At 56.5% G+C, this 19043-nt stretch carries 19 protein-coding genes; 8 read left to right on the top strand and 11 right to left on the bottom strand.

Annotated features, from left to right (window positions below; translation table 11 throughout):
* Nucleotides 1-9: 9 nt before the first annotated feature.
* The 5 genes from potA (at nt 10) to potD (ending at nt 5710) form a co-directional block, all read left to right on the top strand.
* Entirely contained in the window at nt 10-1149 is a 1140-nt protein-coding gene (potA, locus tag C8D90_RS01885) for a spermidine/putrescine ABC transporter ATP-binding protein PotA (RefSeq protein ID WP_115456717.1), read from the top strand.
* Complete coding sequence (gene potB, locus C8D90_RS01880) at nt 1133-1993, top strand: spermidine/putrescine ABC transporter permease PotB (protein WP_115456716.1); 861 nt, start codon at nt 1133-1135, stop codon at nt 1991-1993. Before potA ends, potB begins: the two co-directional genes overlap by 17 nt.
* Complete coding sequence (gene potC / locus C8D90_RS01875; RefSeq protein WP_115456715.1) at nt 1990-2769, top strand: spermidine/putrescine ABC transporter permease PotC; 780 nt, start codon at nt 1990-1992, stop codon at nt 2767-2769. Before potB ends, potC begins: the two co-directional genes overlap by 4 nt.
* A 336-nt stretch (nt 2770-3105) precedes the next feature.
* Nucleotides 3106-4449, top strand: coding sequence for a cadaverine/lysine antiporter (cadB, locus tag C8D90_RS01870; protein ID WP_115456714.1), 1344 nt, complete (start codon nt 3106-3108; stop codon nt 4447-4449).
* A gap of 202 nt (nt 4450-4651) precedes the next feature.
* Entirely contained in the window at nt 4652-5710 is a 1059-nt protein-coding gene (gene potD, locus C8D90_RS01865; protein ID WP_115456713.1) for a spermidine/putrescine ABC transporter substrate-binding protein PotD, read from the top strand.
* A gap of 63 nt (nt 5711-5773) precedes the next feature.
* Here potD and ycfP read toward each other — a convergent pair whose 3' ends face one another.
* From ycfP to C8D90_RS01825, 8 genes are all read right to left on the bottom strand, one after another.
* On the bottom strand, nt 5774-6316 hold the full coding sequence (ycfP, locus tag C8D90_RS01860; RefSeq protein WP_115456712.1) for an alpha/beta hydrolase YcfP: 543 nt from the start codon (nt 6314-6316) through the stop codon (nt 5774-5776).
* A gap of 101 nt (nt 6317-6417) precedes the next feature.
* Nucleotides 6418-7440, bottom strand: coding sequence for a beta-N-acetylhexosaminidase (nagZ, locus tag C8D90_RS01855; protein ID WP_115457228.1), 1023 nt, complete (start codon nt 7438-7440; stop codon nt 6418-6420).
* A gap of 57 nt (nt 7441-7497) precedes the next feature.
* The gene (locus C8D90_RS01850; RefSeq protein ID WP_147291310.1) at nt 7498-8298 is read right to left on the bottom strand and encodes a phosphotransferase; all 801 of its coding nucleotides are present in this window, start codon (nt 8296-8298) and stop codon (nt 7498-7500) included.
* 46 nt (nt 8299-8344) lie between these two features.
* Nucleotides 8345-8938: a penicillin-binding protein activator LpoB gene (gene lpoB, locus C8D90_RS01845; protein WP_115456710.1), complete on the bottom strand. Its 594-nt coding sequence runs from the start codon at nt 8936-8938 to the stop codon at nt 8345-8347.
* A 50-nt stretch (nt 8939-8988) separates the two neighbouring features.
* Complete coding sequence (locus C8D90_RS01840; RefSeq protein WP_115456709.1) at nt 8989-9387, bottom strand: YcfL family protein; 399 nt, start codon at nt 9385-9387, stop codon at nt 8989-8991.
* A 22-nt stretch (nt 9388-9409) separates the two neighbouring features.
* Nucleotides 9410-9760 (bottom strand): purine nucleoside phosphoramidase, encoded by a 351-nt coding sequence (hinT, locus tag C8D90_RS01835; protein WP_115456708.1) that lies wholly within the window; start codon nt 9758-9760, stop codon nt 9410-9412.
* Nucleotides 9761-9906: 146 nt separating this feature from the next.
* Nucleotides 9907-12579, bottom strand: a complete 2673-nt coding sequence (gene acnA, locus C8D90_RS01830; RefSeq protein WP_115456707.1) for an aconitate hydratase AcnA — start codon at nt 12577-12579, stop codon at nt 9907-9909.
* A gap of 399 nt (nt 12580-12978) precedes the next feature.
* Complete coding sequence (locus tag C8D90_RS01825; protein ID WP_115456706.1) at nt 12979-13530, bottom strand: Spy/CpxP family protein refolding chaperone; 552 nt, start codon at nt 13528-13530, stop codon at nt 12979-12981.
* Between the two features lie 518 nt (nt 13531-14048).
* Between C8D90_RS01825 and kduI the strand changes: the two genes are divergently transcribed.
* A complete protein-coding gene (gene kduI, locus C8D90_RS01820) occupies nt 14049-14885 on the top strand; it encodes a 5-dehydro-4-deoxy-D-glucuronate isomerase (protein WP_115456705.1) in 837 nt (278 codons plus the stop codon).
* 60 nt (nt 14886-14945) lie between these two features.
* Nucleotides 14946-15707 carry a 2-dehydro-3-deoxy-D-gluconate 5-dehydrogenase KduD gene (kduD, locus tag C8D90_RS01815; RefSeq protein WP_115456704.1) on the top strand — a complete coding sequence of 254 codons (762 nt, stop codon included), beginning with the start codon at nt 14946-14948 and terminating at the stop codon, nt 15705-15707.
* Nucleotides 15708-15829: 122 nt separating this feature from the next.
* Here the strand turns inward: kduD and C8D90_RS01810 are convergent, their stop codons facing one another.
* Nucleotides 15830-16786 carry a hypothetical protein gene (locus C8D90_RS01810; protein ID WP_115456703.1) on the bottom strand — a complete coding sequence of 319 codons (957 nt, stop codon included), beginning with the start codon at nt 16784-16786 and terminating at the stop codon, nt 15830-15832.
* A 158-nt stretch (nt 16787-16944) separates the two neighbouring features.
* Between C8D90_RS01810 and C8D90_RS01805 the strand changes: the two genes are divergently transcribed.
* A complete protein-coding gene (locus tag C8D90_RS01805) occupies nt 16945-17388 on the top strand; it encodes a GNAT family N-acetyltransferase (protein WP_115456702.1) in 444 nt (147 codons plus the stop codon).
* A gap of 134 nt (nt 17389-17522) precedes the next feature.
* On the opposite strand, the gene C8D90_RS01800 is transcribed toward C8D90_RS01805, so the two are convergent.
* Nucleotides 17523-17774 carry a hypothetical protein gene (locus C8D90_RS01800; RefSeq protein WP_115456701.1) on the bottom strand — a complete coding sequence of 84 codons (252 nt, stop codon included), beginning with the start codon at nt 17772-17774 and terminating at the stop codon, nt 17523-17525.
* Between the two features lie 121 nt (nt 17775-17895).
* Complete coding sequence (locus tag C8D90_RS01795) at nt 17896-19035, bottom strand: alginate lyase family protein (protein WP_115457227.1); 1140 nt, start codon at nt 19033-19035, stop codon at nt 17896-17898.
* Between the last annotated feature and the right edge of the window lie 8 nt (nt 19036-19043).

Genomic DNA, 19043 nt, shown 5'->3' with positions numbered 1-19043 from the left:
GCAAAATAAATGACTGAGACATCCTCTCTGCATTCGGCCGGTTTAATACGGCCTGTCGTTGAACTGAGCAACATCAGCAAAAGTTTTGACGGTAAAAACATCATTTCCGGCCTCGATCTAACCATCAAGCACGGTGAATTTCTGACCATCCTCGGCCCGTCCGGCTGCGGTAAAACTACCGTGCTGCGTCTTATCGCCGGGCTGGAAAGCGCGGACGACGGGCGCGTGGTGCTGGATGGCGAAGACATCACCAACGTCCCGGCCGAACACCGTCACGTTAACACCGTATTTCAGAGCTACGCCCTGTTCCCGCACATGACGGTTTTTGAAAACGTCGCTTTCGGCCTGCGGATGCAAAAAAAGCCGGCCGATGAGATCGCCCCGCGCGTCACCGACGCCCTGCGCATGGTGCAGTTGGAAGAGTTTGCCCAGCGCAAGCCGCACCAGCTTTCCGGCGGCCAGCAGCAGCGCGTGGCTATCGCCCGCGCCGTGGTCAACAAGCCGCACGTACTGTTGCTGGACGAGTCGTTGTCAGCGCTGGACTATAAGCTGCGCAAGCAGATGCAGAACGAACTCAAAGCGTTGCAGCGCAAGCTGGGCATTACCTTCGTTTTCGTCACCCACGATCAGGAAGAAGCGCTGACCATGTCCGACCGCATCGTGGTGATGCGCGAAGGACGCATCGAGCAAGACGGCACGCCGCGTGAAATTTATGAAGAGCCGAAGAACCTGTTTGTCGCTGACTTTATCGGCGAAATCAACATGTTCGACGCTACAGTGTTGCACCGCATCGACGAACAGCGCGTGCGCGCCAACGTGGAAGGCCGCGAGTGCGATATTTACGTCAGCGCCGATCTGACGGTAGCGCCCGGCGAGAAGCTGCACGTATTGCTGCGTCCTGAAGACCTGCGGGTCGAGGAAATCAACGACAACGAGCAGGTGGACGGCCTGATCGGCTACGTACGCGAGCGCAACTATAAAGGCATGACGCTGGACTCCACCGTCGAACTGGAGAACGGCAAAATCGTGATGGTCAGCGAATTCTTTAACGAAGACGATCCCGACTTCGACCACTCGCTGAACCAAAAAATGGCGGTAACCTGGGTTGAAAGCTGGGAGGTGGTGCTGCCTGATGAAAAAAACACGTAAACTTTTTCAGAACATCGTCATCACCACCGTCGTCGCCTGGCTGGTACTGTTCGTCTTTATGCCGAACCTGATGATTATCATCACCAGCTTCCTGACCCGCGACGACGCCAATCTGATTCAGATGGTTTTCACCCTGGATAACTATACCCGGCTGTTCGATCCGCTTTACGCCCAGGTGCTGCTGCACTCCATCAATATGGCGCTGGCGGCGACGTTATGCTGTTTGGTGATCGGGTATCCATTTGCCTTTATTCTGGCGCGGCTGCCCAAACGCATGCAGCCGCTGTTGCTGTTTTTACTGATCGTCCCCTTCTGGACCAATTCCCTGATCCGGATCTACGGGCTGAAAATTTTCCTCAGCACCCGCGGTTATCTCAACGAATTTTTACTCTGGGCCGGCATTATCAACGAGCCGATGCGCATCATGTACACTTCGTCGGCGGTGGTGCTGGGTCTGGTTTACATCCTGCTGCCGTTTATGGTGATGCCGCTTTACTCCAGCATTGAGAAACTCGACAAACCACTGCTGGAGGCCGCGCGCGATTTGGGCGCCAACCGCCTGCAGACCTTCCTGCGCATTGTTATTCCGCTGACCATGCCGGGCATTATCGCCGGCTGCCTGCTGGTGATGCTGCCCGCGATGGGCCTGTTTTACGTCTCCGACCTGCTGGGCGGCGCCAAAAACCTGCTGATCGGCAACGTCATCAAAAGTCAGTTTCTTAACATCCGCGACTGGCCGTTCGGCGCTGCCACCAGCATCTGCCTGACGCTGGTCATGGGGCTGTTGCTGCTGGTGTATTACCGGGTGGGCAAGATGATGAACAAGAAGGTGGAACTGGAATGATCGGACGTTTACTGCGCGGCGGCTTCATGAGCCTGGTTTATGCGTATCTCTATATCCCGATAATCATTTTGATCGCCAACTCGTTCAACAGTTCGCGTTTCGGTATCAACTGGAAAAGCTTCACGCTGGACTGGTACAGCACGCTGGTCAACAACGACAGCCTGCTGCAGGCCGCCGGCCACTCCATCACGATGGCGGTGTGTTCCGCCACATTCGCCACGCTGATCGGCTCGCTGACCGCCGTCGCGCTGTTCCGCTACCGCTTTCGCGGCAAGCCGTTCGTCAGCGGCATGCTGTTCGTGGTGATGATGTCCCCGGACATCGTGATGGCGATCTCGCTGCTGGTGCTGTTTATGCTGCTGGGCGTCTCACTGGGCTTCTGGTCGCTGCTGTTCTCCCATATCACCTTCTGCCTGCCGTTCGTGGTAGTGACGGTCTACTCGCGCCTGAAGGGCTTCGACGTGCGTATGCTCGAAGCCGCCAAAGATCTGGGCGCCGGCGAAGTCACCATTCTGCGTAAAATCCTGCTGCCGCTGGCAATGCCGGCCATCGCCGCCGGCTGGCTGCTGAGCTTCACGCTGTCGATGGATGACGTAGTGGTTTCTTCGTTCGTGACCGGTCCGAGCTATGAAATTTTACCGCTGAAGATTTACTCAATGGTGAAAGTCGGGGTTTCGCCGGAGGTGAATGCGCTGGCGACGATCCTGTTAGTGCTGTCATTGGTATTGGTGCTGACCAGCCAGTTTATTTTGCGCGACAGAACGAAAGGTCAGTAATCACAGGGGGATTACGCTGGATGCTCCGGTTATCAAAGGAGCATTACCTGGTTGTCTGTCCTGCCTGAAAACTCACAAGCCAAATGGCGGAAAAACATATTTTCGCCATTTGCCGACCGCCTGTTACAACAGCATCATGCTGACACTCTTCATCGCCAGCAAAAGAGTGTAATTTCAACCTTAAAATGTACAGACAGCACTGCCCCCCTTCCCACAGTTATCTATTGTGATGCACATCCCAATTTGTCATATAATATCCGTCAGGAATACTTTTCATAAAAACAGAAGCAAGCCGTGAAGGACCGCAGCACAAGTGCTGACGTTAACGGGGCTGGAATGGCGTCTTCAAAACAAATCGGGCTGTTTGCCTGTACGGGTATCGTGGCGGGAAATATGATGGGCAGCGGTATTGCCCTGCTACCCGCCAATCTGGCTAAAATCGGCTCTATCTCTCTTTTCGGTTGGCTTATCACCCTGGTCGGCGCCATGTCGCTGGCGTTCGTTTTCGCCCGGCTGACCACGCGCGATCCGCAGGTGGGCGGCCCTATCGCCTACGCCGGACGCCTGGGGCCGGCCTTCGGGTTTCAAACCGCGGTGCTGTACTACCACGCCAACTGGATCGGCAACCTGGCGGACTGCCTGGCCGGTATCGCCTACCTCTCGGTGTTTTTCCCCATGCTGAACCAGCCGGTGCCCGCAGGCATCGCCAGCATCGTTATCATTTGGATCATGGCGCTGGTTAACATGATGGGCGGGAACTGGGTGAGCCGGCTGACCACCCTGGGGCTGATTCTGGTGTTAATCCCGGTCATCGGTACCGCCGTCGCTGGCTGGCACTGGTTCGATCCCGCCGTTTATCAGGCGAACTGGAATACCTCCGGGCTGGGCGACGGGCGTGCCGTCATGCACAGCATCCTGATTTGCCTGTGGGCGTTCGTCGGCGTGGAGAGCGCGGCCGTCAGTTCCGGGCTGGTAAAAAACCCGCAGCGCACCGTCCCGCTGGCGACCCTGCTTGGCACGCTGCTCGCCGGCATCGTCTACATCATGGCAACCCAGGTGATGAGCGGGATGTTCCCGGCGCAAACCATGGCGCACACCGGCGCGCCGTTTGCCGCCAGCGCTTCAATGATGATCGGCGCCTGGGCCGCGCCGGTGGTGTCGGCCTTCACCGCCTTCGCCTGCCTGGCGGCGCTTGGCTCCTGGATGATGCTGGTCGGTCAGGCCGGCGTACGCGCCGCGCGTGACGGCAACTTCCCCCGCATTTACGGCGAGGTGGACTCCCACGGCGTACCGCGCAAAGGCATCATCCTGTCCGCGCTGAAAATGACCGCCCTGATGGCGCTGATGACCTTCCTGAGCGCCAGCGGTTCCAATACGTCGGACATCTTCGGCGATCTGATCGGCATTGCGGTGCTGCTCACCATGCTGCCGTATTTCTACTCCTGCGTGGCGCTGATCCGCATGGAAGGCGCATCGCTGCGTAACATCGTCAGCGTGTGCGCCGCGGTACTCGGCTGCCTGTTTTGCTTCGTCGCCCTCTCCGGCGCAGACTCCGTCAAGCTGGCCGCCACGTTTATCATCAGCCTGACCATCCTGATGTTTTATGCCCGCAAACAAAGCGAGCATGAAAAAGCCTATGCCCGGCTCGACGCCCGCAATCCACCGGTGAACAACGACTAAAGCATAACAATACGGGCGGAAAACAACATTTCCGCCCCATTTTTATGCAGAAATAAGGCATAAATTCCCCCCTTTTCTTTACCCACCGCCCCGCGGCTCCTATAATGGCCGCCCTGCCGATAAACAGGGTGCTTTACTCACGAACGGAATCTCCGGACACTCCGTCTCTTGTTTCGACCTTCACTATGGGGATACACGCTGAATGAAAAAGTGGTCACCTCTGGTAGCCGCAGGTCTGCTGGCTATGGGCATTAACGCCGCCAGCGCTGCCGATGCGCCGAAAACCGACAGCAACACGCTCTACTTCTACAACTGGACGGAATACGTTCCACCCGGCCTGCTGGAACAGTTCACCAAAGAAACCGGCATCAAGGTGATTTACTCCACCTATGAGTCCAACGAAACCATGTACGCCAAGCTGAAAACCTACAAAGAAGGCGCATATGACCTGGTCGTTCCCTCAACCTATTTCATCGCCAAGATGAGCAAAGAGGGCATGATCCAGAAAATCGACAAGAGTAAGCTGTCCCACTTTAAGGATCTCGATCCCAGCCTGCTGCACAAGCCGTTCGACCCAAATAACGACTACTCCATTCCGTATATCTGGGGCGCTACCGCTATCGGCATCAATTCCGAGGCTATCGATCCGAAAAGCGTCACCAGTTGGGCCGACCTGTGGAAGCCCGAGTACAAAGGCCAGCTGCTGCTGACCGACGACGCGCGCGAAGTGTTCCAGATGGCGCTGCTCAAGCTGGGCCTGTCCGGCAACACCACCGATCCCAAAGAGATCGAAGCCGCCTATCACGAGTTGCAGAAGCTGATGCCCAACGTGCTGGCCTTCAACTCCGACAACCCGGCGAATCCCTTCATGGAAGGTGAAATCAACCTGGGGATGATCTGGAACGGCTCCGCCTTCGTCGCCCGTGAAGCCGGTACGCCCATTGAGGTTATCTGGCCGAAGGAAGGCGGGATATTCTGGATGGACAGCCTGGCAATCCCCGCCAACGCGCGTAACGTAGAAGGCGCGATGAAGTTGATCGACTTCCTGCTGCGTCCTGAAATCGCGGAACAGGTGGCGAGAACCATCGGCTATCCGACGCCGAACCTGGAAGCCAGGAAGCGCCTGCCGCCGGAAATCTCGGGTGATAAGTCCCTCTACCCCGACGCGGAAACCATCGCCAAAGGCGAATGGCAGAACGATGTGGGCAGCGCCAGCGAACTGTACGAAACCTATTATCAGAAGCTGAAAGCCGGCCGCTGAGCCCCGTTCAGAGCATAAAAAAACCGCGGCCTCAGCAACCGCGGTTTTTTATTTGCGCCGCTCTCAAACGACGGTCTTGAATGCCCGTATTTTCTGCAAATGCGGAGAGATATTACGGAACTTGTGGGTCTGTTCGTCATCCCAGATGATTTCATAAAAGGGATGCAAATACTCCGCGCTGCGCCGGCTGTCGAGCACCTCATCATGGCGTGACAACACCACCAGGCAACGATCGCGGTTTTTCTCGCGGAAGTTTTCCACGCACTTGGTGGCGATGTCCGCATACTCTTCGGGGCGATCGATCTTCCCACTCATGTTTTCCTGCGGAAACAGGTTCGGATTAAACATCACCTGACGGATGCCGCACAGGAAACCGATGCGCTCCGCCCAAAACCCGCCCAGACCAACGCCGCAAATCAGCGGGTTTTCATCGCTGCCCAGCTGTATCGCCTTATCCACCTCTTTGAGCAGATGCTTCATATCGTGACGCGGATGCAACGTGCTGTAGCTGAGAAAACGCACGTCCGGATCGATAAACTGCAACTGCATTATCTTCTCGTGATTTCCAGGGCTGGTTGAATCAAATCCATGCAGGTAAATAATCATGTTAACCTCACGCTTACCACAGACGGGCGCCTTCTCCCTGCGCCGTCATCGCCTTAACCATTATGTATGCGCCGCGGATCTCATCATTCCCATCGCGCCGTTTACGCCTGCTGACTCTCCTGCCAACGCTGATGAAGCTGCTCCAGCTCCAGATGCGCTTTTTTCCATCGTTCAGAGGACATCAGCGCCTCACGCGTCAGATTCCCGTTATCATTATGATACAGATGCGTCACCCGCTCTGCGGTGACGAAGGCCAAATTATCCAGTACGTCCGTCGCGCCCCGACGGTTGTTGCACACCAGGATCATGTCGCAACCTGCGTCCAGCGACGCCTGACCGCGCTCGGCATAACTCCCCATGATCGCGGCGCCTTCCATCGAGAGATCGTCGGAGAAAATCACGCCGCCGAATCCCATCTGCCCGCGCAGCACCTGTTGCAACCAGTAGGGGGAACCGCTGGCCGGACGGGCGTCCGCCTGCGGATAGATAACATGGGCCGGCATTATGGCATCCAGCTTCGCCATCAATTGCCTGAAAATAACCATATCATGATTAATGATTTCCGCCAGCGGCCGATTATCAACCGGCGTTTCTTTATGCGAATCCGTGCTCACCGCGCCGTGGCCGGGAAAGTGTTTGCCGGTGGTTTTCATTCCGGCCTGATGCATGCCGTCGATAACGCATTCCGCCATGCGCGCTGCCACGGCGGCCTCTTCATGGAAAGAACGCTCGCCGATGGCGGCGCTGGTATGTCCGAGATCCAGCACCGGCGCGAAGCTGATGTCGATGTCCATCGCCATCATCTCACAGGCCATCAGCCATCCGGCTTCCTTCGCCAAACGCCGCGCCTCCGGTTCGGCATTCAACGCGGCATAGGACTGCGCCGCCGGAAGGCGGGTAAAGCCCTCACGGAAACGCTGCACGCGCCCGCCTTCCTGATCTACCGCCACCACCAGCCGATCGTGCGATGCGGCGCGGATTTGACGCACCAGTTCACGCAACTGCTCCGGATCATGGTAATTGCGGGTAAACAGAATCAGCCCGCCAACCAGCGGGTGTTGCAAAACTTCACGATCTTCCGCGTCCAGTTCATAACCGGCCACGTCCAGCATTACGGGACCCACGCTCACTTTTATCCCTCTTTTATCAGTGCCGGGCAATGCCCGGAAAACAGTCATTCATTATTCAAGCCGTTGCCACACCCGTGCAGCCAGCTCATTGAAATGTGCGTCACGGGTCTGCTGCCAGCGTACCCCGTACCACAGCCACATCAGGTAATCGACCCGCGGCAGCCATTGCAAAACCCGCTGCCGCAGCGCCCGTTCCGCCTGCGCGCTGTGGCGGCAATACGCCGCCGTAAACGCCCGTATTTGTTCGCCGCTCCAGTCATTGCCGCGCGCCAGCGCAGCCAGTTCCAGAGCCGCGTCGCCTCCGCCGGCATACTCCCAGTCAATCAGCCGCCAGCCCGCTTCCGTTGCCACCAGGTTGGCCGGATGAACGTCCATATGCAGCAACACCGGGCGACTCACCCGCGGTTCAGGCAAACGCAACAGGCTCCGGTGACGGCGCAGCATGGCGGGTATTATCCGGCGGCGATCGAGCGCCTGCCAATAAATTTCATACTGCCGGCGCAAATCGACACGCGGCTGCTCCCAGGCATTACGGTGCACCTTCGCCATCAGCGCCGCCAGGCGCTCATGTTCCGGCAGTGCATCGGGCGTCTGCCCCGCCACCCAGTCGCACACCAGCCAGCCGTGCCAGATTCCGTGCACGCCGGGCGCCAATTGCTGCCCGGCCAGCCGGCGCAGAACCCGTAACTCCCGGCGACGGGAAATGCCCAGCAGCCGCTTTTCGGCATTCTCCGGGCGCAGCATAAAAGTGACACTGTCACCATATATTGCCCGCCAGTTCACGCCACTCAGCCCGCTGACCGGTTCAAAACGCCAGTCCGCCGGATCGCGGCCGGGACAACAACGGGCCATAACGGCCCGTAATACAGAAAAAATGTCGCTCAGCACGGCAGCGGGATCAGCGTTTTACCGCCCCTTCGCCGGACCAGATAATCTCGCCGCTCTGCACCAGCATCAGCTGCATCGCCATCTCCGGCGCCTGCACATCGCCGCTCAGCGCGCTGTACAGCACGTACTGGGCATCCACCGCGCGCGCCAGGCCGATTGCCTTACTGCGCGACTCCAGGCTGTCCTCCGCCGACAACCCCAGCGACTGACGCGCCGCGCTCAGTTGCGCCTCCGGCACCAGTGAGAACTTCTGCACCTGACGCAGCGCTTTCTTCAGCGCCGACGTGGCGTTGGCCGTCACCAGGCGACCGTTGGTGTTGTTCTGCACGTTATTGACCAGCAGTACGCTGCCGGCGTTAATCTCCGGCGATTGCAGCATCTGATTCACCAGCGGCGTGACGCTGCCGCTCCAGTTATAGGTCGGCAGCTTCGGCGGTTGCGGCACGGTCGGCGGCGGCTGAACCGGCGGCGGCGTCACGGGCTGTTGCCCGGCGGGCGTCTCCGGCCCTTCAGGGGTCGCCGGGGTGGTGCCCACCGGCTCCTGATTCAGGGTACAGCCGGCCAGCAACAGCGCGGCAAACGACACGAACAGAAACTTTTTCATTGCTCCCTCTCCGCTAGCGGATAATCACAAAATCGACCGGCTGCGCCGGCTTACAAATAAAGATAAAGCCGCACCTGCTGAGCACGATCGTCGCCGCTGCGGGTTTGCAGCACAATTTCCTGCCCCGGCTGAAGCGTCACGCTGCGTGCCTGCTCGTGCGGCAAAATATCCAGCCCCTTGGCGTCATACCAAAGGAAACGGTAATGCAGGGTCAGCGGACGGCTTTCCTGACCGTAGCTCACCCTGGCGCGGGCGGTGGGATACAAACCGCTGCGGGAGACATCAGGCCGGTCGGCAACCACGCCGGCGCTGAGCACCGGGGCGTCCATCACCACGCTCTGATTTTCATTCACGGCGATGCGCTCCGGTTTATGACCCCCGCATCCGGCCAGCATCAGCAGCGGCAATAGCGCCGCCGCCAGCCTGGCTCTTCTGTTGAAAACGCTCATCTCACCGCTCTCCGGACAAATTTCAGCGTGACAGCATCGGTCCCAGCGCCCGTCCGCCCAGCAAATGCATATGAATATGGTAGACCTCTTGTCCGCCGTGACGGTTGCAGTTGATGATCAGGCGATAGCCGTCTTCATCGATACCTTCCTGACGGGCGATTTTCGCCGCCACGGTCAGCATACGGCCCAGCGCAGCCTCATGTTCCGGCTGCACGTCGTTTACGGTGGGAATCAATACGTTGGGGATGATCAGGATATGGCTCGGCGCCTGCGGCGCGATGTCACGAAACGCGGTGACCAGTTCATCCTGATACACGATATCGGAAGGGATTTCACGCCGGATGATTTTGCTGAAAATAGTTTCTTCTGCCATGACATATATCCTTTAATCAAAAAAGAAGTGTGAACGCAGTATGAGTGAGAGCGCGCCTGCCTTTCAAGTCCGGCGCGCAACGAGACGAATAATCGGATGTTTTTCCGGCGACGCGGGCGGAAGGAACCCTTCCGCCACGGTGCGTATTACAGCATTTTGCGGATGACGTAATGCAGGATGCCGTCGTTTTCAAAGTAGGTCAGCTCGTTGCCGGTATCAATGCGGCAACGCGCCGGCACCGTTACCGTCGTGCCGTCGGCGCGGGTGATCGTCACGTCAACGCTCTGCCCCGGCTTCAGGTTTTGCAGCCCGCGGATGTCCAGGGTCTCCTCCCCGGTCAGCGCCAGCGTTTTACGCGTCACGCCCGCCGGGAACTCCAGCGGCAAAATCCCCATGCCGATCAGGTTGGAACGGTGGATACGCTCGAAAGATTCCGCTATCACCACGCGCACGCCCAGCAGGCGCGGGCCTTTGGCCGCCCAGTCACGGCTGGAGCCGGAGCCGTACTCTTTACCGGCAATTACCGCCAGCGGCACGTTCTCTTTCTGGTAACGCATCGACGCATCGTAAATCTCCATTTGCTCGCCGGAAGGAATATGGCGGGTAATGCCCCCTTCCACGCCCGGCACCATCTCGTTGCGGATACGGATGTTGGCGAAGGTGCCGCGCATCATCACCTCATGGTTGCCGCGCCGCGAGCCGTAAGAGTTAAAGTCCGCGCGCGCCACTCCGTGCTCTTGCAGGTAGCGGCCCGCCGGGCTGTCGGCCTTGATGTTGCCCGCCGGGGAAATATGGTCGGTAGTCACCGAGTCCCCCAGCATCGCCAGCACGCGCGCGCCGCGGATGTCCTGCACCGGGTCCGGTTTGGCCTTCATGGCGCTGAAGAACGGCGGATGGCGGATATAGGTAGAATCGTCCTGCCAGGGGTAAGTGGCGGAGCCCTGCACCTGGATCGCCTGCCAGTCGGCGTCGCCGTTGAACACCTCCGCGTACTCTTTGCGGAACATGTCGGTTTTTACCATTTCAACCGCATCAGCAATCTCTTTGCCGCTCGGCCAGATGTCCTTCAGGTATACCGGATTGCCCTGTGGATCGCTTCCCAGCGCGTCGTTTGCCAGATTCACCTTCATGTTGCCAGCCAGCGCATAAGCGACCACCAGCGGCGGTGAAGCCAGCCAGTTGGTTTTCACCAGCGGATGGATGCGTCCTTCGAAGTTACGGTTGCCCGACAGCACCGCGCCAACGGTGATATCGCCGTCTTTAATCGCTTTTTCGATCGGATCGGGCAGCGGCCCGGAGTTGCCGATACAGGTGGTACAACCGTAGCCCACCAGGTTAAAGCCCAGTTGCTCCAGATACGGCATCAGCCCGGCGCTTTTCAGGTAATCGGTCACCACTTTGGAACCCGGCGCCAGCGAGGTTTTCACCCACGGCTTGCGCGCCAGCCCTTTCTCCACCGCCTTTTTCGCCAGCAATCCGGCCGCCATCAGCACGCTGGGGTTGGAGGTGTTGGTGCACGACGTAATGGCGGCGATAACCGCGGCGCCCTGCTCCAGCCGGTGGGAATGGCCGTCCAGGATGAATTCCTGATACGGTTTTTTCTGCCCGCCGCCCAGTTCCAGCTCGGTGGCGGCGCTGAAGGCATCAGGCACCGCCGGCAGCGGTACGCGATCCTGCGGGCGTTTCGGGCCGGCCAGACTGGCCTCCACGCTGCCCATGTCCAGCGACAGCGTGCTGGTAAACACCGGCTCGTCGCCCGGATTGCGCCACATCCCCTGCGCTTTGCTGTAGGCTTCCACCAGCGCGATCTGTTCCTCGCTGCGTCCGCTCAGGCGCATGTAACCCAGCGTCACCTCATCGACCGGGAAAAATCCGCAGGTGGCGCCGAATTCCGGCGACATATTGCCGATGGTGGCGCGATCCGCCAGCGGCAGATCGGCCAGGCCGTCGCCGTAGAACTCCACGAATTTGCCGACCACGCCATGCTTACGCAGCATCTGGGTTACCGTCAGCACCAGGTCGGTGGCGGTAATACCTTCGCGCAGTTTCCCGGTCAGTTTGAAGCCAACTACATCGGGGATCAGCATCGACACCGGCTGGCCCAGCATCGCAGCCTCCGCCTCTATGCCGCCTACGCCCCAGCCCAGCACGCCCAGGCCGTTGATCATGGTGGTGTGGGAGTCGGTGCCCACCAACGTATCGGGGAATGCCACCTGTTTGCCGTTCTGCTCCTCATGCCAGACCGCCTGACCCAGATACTCCAGGTTGACCTGGTGGCAAATGCCGGTTCCCGGCGGCACCACGCGGAAGCGGTTAAACGCTTTTTGCCCCCAGCGCAGGAAAATGTAACGTTCATGGTTGCGCGCCATTTCCAGGCCGACGTTTTCCGCAAAGGCCTGCCCGTTGCCGAAATGGTCGACGGTCACCGAGTGGTCAATCACCAGATCGACCGGCGACAGCGGGTTCACCTGCTCCACCTTTCCGCCCAGTCGTCGTACCGCCTCACGCATCGCCGCCAAATCCACCACCGCCGGCACGCCGGTAAAGTCCTGCATCAGTACGCGCGTCGGGCGGTAGGCAATTTCGCGATCGGCATGACCGGTTTTTACCCAGTCGGCCACAGCCTGAATATCCGCCAACTGTACGCTGTCGCCGTCCTGATAACGCAGCAGGTTCTCCAGCAACACCTTCATCGACTTGGGTAACCGGCTGATATCACCGAGGGTTTTCGCCGCTTCCGCCAGGCTGTAATAGTGGTATTCAGTACCTGATACGGTCAGACTCTTTTGACTCCGGGTTTTCAGCAAATCGGATGACATAGCTCCTCCATTTTCGTTATGACACCGCGTTCGCACCCGGCCACAAAGTGGCAAAAGCCCTGCGAACGCTATGTTTACTATTAAAGATAACACAAACATACGGCAACGTTTTGATAACAATCATAGGTGAGACATATCAAAAAGGGTCTGGCGCGTGACAATAAACCCGGCGAATTATCTGTCCGGGTGATACGGAGAGCAGTAATATCTTGATAGGATATTTCCTGGTTATGCAGCCAATGGAAACAGCCGGAGAGAAAATAACGAAACTCTTCACGCCATCGCCGGAGCAAAAAATAACGGCGGTCAGGCGCTCATAATATTCTGATTTTGTACGTAGCAGGAAAAACAAAACGGCGGGAATTAATCCCGCCGTTTGGCATTATTTATTCACGACTATCAGTTAGTGGCCGGAGCCGGTGCTTTGCCGGCATTGTTAGCGCGATCCTGCCATTGCTTCATGCGCTGCTCATAATTCTGGGCAAACTGTTTTTTCTGCTCCGGAGTCAGGACGTTATACATCTTGTTCTCCATTTTCATGCGATCGAGCATCATATCGTTGCGTGCTTTATTGGTAGACTCAATTTGCGCACGGGCAGCGGCTTCATCAAAGGTGTCGGAAGCAACGAACTTATGCATTTCCTGCATATGGCCCATCCCCATTCCCGGCATCTGATGGTGGCTGTTGCGGAAATCATTGCTGATGGCACGCATCTGCTCTCTCTGCTGCTCGGTCAGGTTCAGCCCGGCGAACATGCCGCCGTGCGGGCCGCCTTTCATCTTGCCGTTGTGGTGCATACCGCGCTTCATGTGATGCTGCATCGGCATGGTCTGCTGCGTGTCGCTCTGCGCCGCCGGTGCCGTAGTGGTGGTTGCGGTATCTGCCGCGTAAGCCGCCGACATGCCCATCGTCAGGGAAGAAGCCAACACTAAAGCCGTTAATTTACGCATATTATAAATCCTCAAGTGGTTTCATTTCGTCGTGAACCAGACAGTTATCTGGGCAACCCGTTTGCGGTTGATGGAAATAATTCTAAAGCGTTTTTATTAAAGTAGTTACGCGCAGAAGTAAATATATGAAAGCAAGAACATCAGTTATTGGCCAATTATGAAGAAAATATGGAGCTTTGGCCCTGAAGAAGAAAAAAAACGGATTGCACCGGGTATTGTGACCTCCCGATTATATCCCTTTTCAAATTTCAACGTCTATAGCGAAAATAATTTCCGGCGATCTCGTTCTATTTATTTCCGCTATTCTCTCTGCGTCATCCCCCACCGCCGGTCAGGCAGACTGCTCGGCAAGCATCGGTCAAAATCACAAAATCAAAACAGCGTTTTATTTTATATTGAATTGTGTGCCGAACAGTCTTATCCTGCTCACACAGCCGCTGAATGGCCTCAGACGACCCAGGCGCGGCGCATACCGGACACTGCCTGAAACATGGCGTTAATAACAGATGAGGTGAACGATGGACGTCCGTCAGAGCATACATAGCGAACATGCCAAACAGCTGGATACCACGCAACTGCGCCGCGAATTTCTGATCGAAAAGATTTTCGAAGCCGACCAATACACCATGGTCTACAGCCACATTGACCGCATTATCGTCGGCGGCGTAATGCCGCTGGCGCAGACCGTCACCATCGGTACGGAAGTCGGAAAACAGCTTGGCGTCAGCTACTTCCTCGAGCGCCGCGAGCTGGGCGTCATCAACATCGGCGGCGCCGGAACCATCACCGTTGACGGCCAGTGCTACGAAATCGGCACGGAAGAGGCGCTGTACGTGGGCAAAGGCGCGCGCGACATAGTATTCGCCAGCGTCAGCGCCGACAAACCCGCCCGCTTCTACTACAACTGCGCCCCGGCGCATACCACCTACCCGACGAAAAAAATCACCCCGGCGGACGCATCGCCGCAGACGCTGGGCGATCCGGCCACCAGCAACCGCCGCACCATCAACAAATATATGGTTCCCGATGTGCTGCAAACCTGCCAGCTTTCCATGGGTCTCACCCGCCTGGAAGAAGGCAACCTGTGGAACACCATGCCCTGCCACACCCATGAGCGGCGCATGGAGGTCTATTTCTACTTCGATATGGATGAAGACACCTGCGTGTTCCACATGATGGGGCAACCGCAGGAAACCCGTCATATCGTGGTTCGCAACGAACAGGCGGTCATCTCGCCGAGCTGGTCGATCCACTCCGGCGTCGGCACCCGCCGCTATACCTTCATTTGGGGCATGGTCGGCGAAAATCAGGTATTCGACGACATGGACCACGTGGCCGCGCAAGACCTGCGTTAACGTTTCCCGCATTATCACGGCCCGCCGCGGCGGGCCTGGTCGTACAGTAAGGTAAGCAATATGATTCTTGACGCATATTCCCTGAAGGGCAAAGTCGCCATCGTCACCGGCTGCAATACCGGGCTGGGTCAGGGTATGGCTATCGGGCTGGCGCAGGCGGGCTGCGACATTATCGGGGTTAACCGCCGTGAACCGGCCGAAACCATCGAACAGGTCAGTGCGCTGGGACGCCGTTTTTTCAGCCTGCATGCCGATCTGGGCGACACTGGCGTAATTGACGATGTGGTGGAACGCGCCGTGGCAGAATTCGGCCACGTTGATATTTTGGTCAACAACGCCGGGATTATCCGCCGGCAGGATGCGTTGGCGTTTACCGAAAAGGACTGGGATGAGGTGATGGATCTGAACATCAAGACGGTGTTCTTTCTCTCTCAGGCCGTGGCGCGCCACTTTATCGCCCGGGGCGCAGGCGGGAAAATCATTAATGTCGCCTCCATGCTCTCTTACCAGGGCGGCGTGCGCGTTCCCTCTTACACCGCATCCAAAAGCGCCGTGATGGGCGTTACGCGCCTGTTGGCGAATGAATGGGCGAAGTACGGCATTAATGTCAACGCGCTGGCGCCCGGTTATATGTCGACCAATAACACCCAACAATTGCGCACTGATGAAGATCGCAGCCAGGAAATACTGGATCGCATTCCCGCCGGGCGCTGGGGATTACCTTCAGACATGATGGGGCCGGTGGTATTTTTGGCTTCAGCGGCGTCTGATTATGTGAATGGGTATACGCTGGCCGTGGATGGGGGGTGGTTAGTACGTTGATAGGTTAGCGGCATGCTGGAAACACCTCTATGTACGTGGAGAAGACACTGCACATTGCGCATCTTGTCAAGCGGTCTGAGAAACACCTCCACGCACGTAGAGAATATCACTTGTAATCGGAGTTACATACTTTCAGGCACAATATTAACCCATTGTTGACCATCATAAATCCATGCACTTTTATGGCAAGCAACCAGCATAAAATGTTCACTGCACGCCATACTTCCCATCAGTGAGGCTGGACTGCCCTGGATGCTAATTGATGTATCTAAACTAATCCCATCCCAACAGAAAAAATCATACTGACCACATCCCCATAATTTATTATCAAACCAGCATAAATCATCAATATTTTCTGCCAGATCTAAATCATGTACTGACTCCCACTGGTTTAAGCGACCCTTCCAAAGTTTACGATTCGCCGCTACATATACAAAATCATCCTTAGCGCAACAGACCGCCGTCAGTTTATCATTAGTTGGAAATCCACATTGCGTCCACAAATCACCATCATAATGCCAAATATCACCTTTGCCACCTACAGCATATATATCTTTACTATTAAATCCATCAATCCCTAAAAAACCGATATCCCGCGCCTTGGGTGAAGCACTGCTTTCTTTCAGGCCATTATCAATTGATATCCAATCATCGGTATTTATTCTTTTAAACACGCCTCTTCGACGCCCTACAGCCCATGCATAGCCATCAATTTTTTTTGATTTACGGATAACGCTTATGTCATCTTTATTAATTTTTTCAACTGGCCAAATTCTTTTTGAACCACCTGTTGGAACAACCGAACCCCCAATCACCTGAAAAACCAAACCTTGCTGCTCAGGTACATCGGTACTTTCTATCACAGCCAAGAATGACTCATTAAAAGTCACTTCGCCATATTCTATTTTCCCATTCCTCTGAGCCAACAATAACATTCGCATTTTTGTATTTTGCTCTTCTGTTATTCCATCTTCCTCTGCGAGCAAATAAATCATTTTCTCATTACGTAGTGCACAGTCCGTAAAGGAATAACCGTCACAATATTTAAGCCATAATTCTTTTGATATCTTAGACCACATGCTTTTCCCTGTTTTTTTAAAAATGACTGAGTAACTGGCCTGCTAAAGCTCAAGAAATCCCGCAACACTGCTACAAATAAACCTCACTAAAAATAACTTACCGGTAGCAATAACACAGACTATCATAAAAGAACGATCATCCATCACTGGTGAAAAAAATGAAATTATTCAAGGCACAACCGCAGGATATCACGAAAATTCTTCCGCTTTATCTCGGTTACAGGGAGTTTTACAACGTTGAAAAGCAGGCGGATAACGCAGAAAAATTCCTCAGGGAGCGGGTCACGCTGGGCGAATCCGTTATTTTTTACGTCGAACTTAACGGTACGCCCGTCGGCTTCACACAGCTCTACCCTCTGTTCTGCTCTCTGGAAATGAAACGAATTTGGCTGCTGTACGATCTCTTTGTCCTCCCTGAAGCCAGAAAAGAGGGCGTCGCTCAGAAGCTGCTTGAAAGAGCGGAGCAATTAGCAAAAGAGACAGACTCCGCATTTATCATGCTAAGCACGGCAACCGACAACGTCAAAGCACAATCCCTTTATGAGAAGAACGGATATGTGCGGGACACGGATTTCTATGTCTATAACAAATTCCTAAAATAGCTCGGTCTGTTACCGAAAGGAGCTATAGCTGAAAGACTTCAGATGGCAGGGAGGGGACACTTCCGGGTTACTCAGAAACTGAATGCTCGGAGGAAGCATGCGTATCCGGCGTATCTACACCCCCTCTCCCCTGGCTACAACCGCTTCTTCCCCAAATTATCCGCACTAAACAGCCACAGCTCCGGCGCCCGGTTCGGCGCAAACCTAACCTCATAACGATCGCGCACCGGCTCCAGCCGCCAGCGCGAATGCTGCTGACGCTTGGGCTTCAGAAAACGCCGCCAACCCAGGCTGCGCTCAGCCTGGCGATCCAACACCCACGCCGCCGACGTCGACAGCGGCAGGCGCACATAGGTATCTTCAACGCTGATATCACAAATACACACAATAACTTCCTGACATTCATACAAATATTGCGGTAATTGTGGCGAGAAAGCGGCGCCTTTCCAATGGCGGGGCAAGAGAGTTTTGATCCAGATCACATCCTGGCCGCTCTGCCCCGTACAATTACCCCATGCACCACATCAGCCATTCCCGCAGGCTGCGCGTTTCCTGCGGAAAACGCTCCAGCACCAGCCGGTAGCGCACCGCGTCTTTGGGATAACCGCGCGCCGACTGCAACAGCAAACGCAACGCGCTGTCCCACACGATGCCCTGTAAATCCCGGTACGGCCACAGCTCCGGCTCGGCGATAAACGGCACCAGGTAGTCAATCCCCAGCTTGACGCTGCGCCCGTCCTGCACTGCGTTCCAACGATCGAACTCTACGTGCTCCGCGTAACGGTTCAGCAGCAGATGCGCCTCCAGGTTGAACAGCGAATAATGAAAAGGCACCGGGCGCTCCAGCTCCATCGTCTGCTTGCCTTCCTGATCAATCTGCGCCGCCATGCGCTGAGTAATGCCCTGGCGGATAATCCGCTCCGCCAGCCCTTTATCGCCGTAAAACAACGCGTTCACGGTGCGCTGGGCGTCGTACCAGGTGCCATGGTTGTTGTGCCACACATACTCCGAATGCCCGACGTCACTGAAGTACATCCAGTGGTTAAAATCCCGGAACCACTGATGCAGCACGATAATATCGTCGGTTTCCAGCACGCCGGTAGCGCCAATCAGCCCTACCGTGTCGATCACCATCCACATCAGGCGCGTATCGATAAGGCCGGTTCCGCGCCCGGAAACAATGCCGGGGATCGCCTGACCGTAGTTCAGATGCGGGTTCATCAGGGTATCCGCATCCAGAAACCAGCAGCGGATCTGCGCCGCCGCCGCACGGGCGTACTTATGCTGCCCGGTGAAGTACCAGGCCAGCCCCAGCGTCAGGCAGCGTTCGCACATGCGCACGATGCGCGCGGTGTCCGTATCATTATTCTGGCTCTGCGGATTGGTGTGCCCGTCGCGCCGGATATAGGGCAGCCCTTTCGGGCGGCGCGGATTGGGCCACCAGTACGTCCCCAGGCTGTAATAATCATGGGGATCGCCGCTGACCGGGCGCAGCTTTTTGTGCACCACGCTCTCCGGCGCGAGATTCAGCAACGCATTCGCGTCGCTGACCAAACGCTCCAGCGCCGGACGCAGCGGCGACGACGCGTTTTGCAGACTCCGTTTCGCCCGCTCAAGCTCGGCAGGGTCCAGCGTATACAACTTCATCTCCGCCT

The organism is Enterobacillus tribolii (assembly GCF_003363015.1).
Classification (GTDB): domain Bacteria; phylum Pseudomonadota; class Gammaproteobacteria; order Enterobacterales; family Enterobacteriaceae; genus Enterobacillus; species Enterobacillus tribolii.
Note: the sequence above shows the minus strand (reverse complement) of the source record. Positions and strands in the feature narration are given on the sequence as shown.

Bases quoted from the DNA above. Each gene is read 5' to 3' on its own strand.
- potA (WP_115456717.1), top strand. From the start codon at position 10: ATGACTGAGACATCCTCTCTGCATTCGGCCGGTTTAATACGGCCTGTC.
- potB (WP_115456716.1), top strand. From the start codon at position 1,133: ATGAAAAAAACACGTAAACTTTTTCAGAACATCGTCATCACCACCGTC.
- potC (WP_115456715.1), top strand. From the start codon at position 1,990: ATGATCGGACGTTTACTGCGCGGCGGCTTCATGAGCCTGGTTTATGCG.
- cadB (WP_115456714.1), top strand. From the start codon at position 3,106: ATGGCGTCTTCAAAACAAATCGGGCTGTTTGCCTGTACGGGTATCGTG.
- potD (WP_115456713.1), top strand. From the start codon at position 4,652: ATGAAAAAGTGGTCACCTCTGGTAGCCGCAGGTCTGCTGGCTATGGGC.
- ycfP (WP_115456712.1), bottom strand. From the start codon at position 6,316: ATGATTATTTACCTGCATGGATTTGATTCAACCAGCCCTGGAAATCAC.
- C8D90_RS01850 (WP_147291310.1), bottom strand. From the start codon at position 8,298: ATGGCCCGTTGTTGTCCCGGCCGCGATCCGGCGGACTGGCGTTTTGAA.
- lpoB (WP_115456710.1), bottom strand. From the start codon at position 8,938: ATGAAAAAGTTTCTGTTCGTGTCGTTTGCCGCGCTGTTGCTGGCCGGC.
- C8D90_RS01840 (WP_115456709.1), bottom strand. From the start codon at position 9,387: ATGAGCGTTTTCAACAGAAGAGCCAGGCTGGCGGCGGCGCTATTGCCG.
- hinT (WP_115456708.1), bottom strand. From the start codon at position 9,760: ATGGCAGAAGAAACTATTTTCAGCAAAATCATCCGGCGTGAAATCCCT.
- acnA (WP_115456707.1), bottom strand. From the start codon at position 12,579: ATGTCATCCGATTTGCTGAAAACCCGGAGTCAAAAGAGTCTGACCGTA.
- C8D90_RS01825 (WP_115456706.1), bottom strand. From the start codon at position 13,530: ATGCGTAAATTAACGGCTTTAGTGTTGGCTTCTTCCCTGACGATGGGC.
- kduI (WP_115456705.1), top strand. From the start codon at position 14,049: ATGGACGTCCGTCAGAGCATACATAGCGAACATGCCAAACAGCTGGAT.
- kduD (WP_115456704.1), top strand. From the start codon at position 14,946: ATGATTCTTGACGCATATTCCCTGAAGGGCAAAGTCGCCATCGTCACC.
- C8D90_RS01810 (WP_115456703.1), bottom strand. From the start codon at position 16,786: ATGTGGTCTAAGATATCAAAAGAATTATGGCTTAAATATTGTGACGGT.
- C8D90_RS01805 (WP_115456702.1), top strand. From the start codon at position 16,945: ATGAAATTATTCAAGGCACAACCGCAGGATATCACGAAAATTCTTCCG.
- C8D90_RS01795 (WP_115457227.1), bottom strand. From the start codon at position 19,035: ATGAAGTTGTATACGCTGGACCCTGCCGAGCTTGAGCGGGCGAAACGG.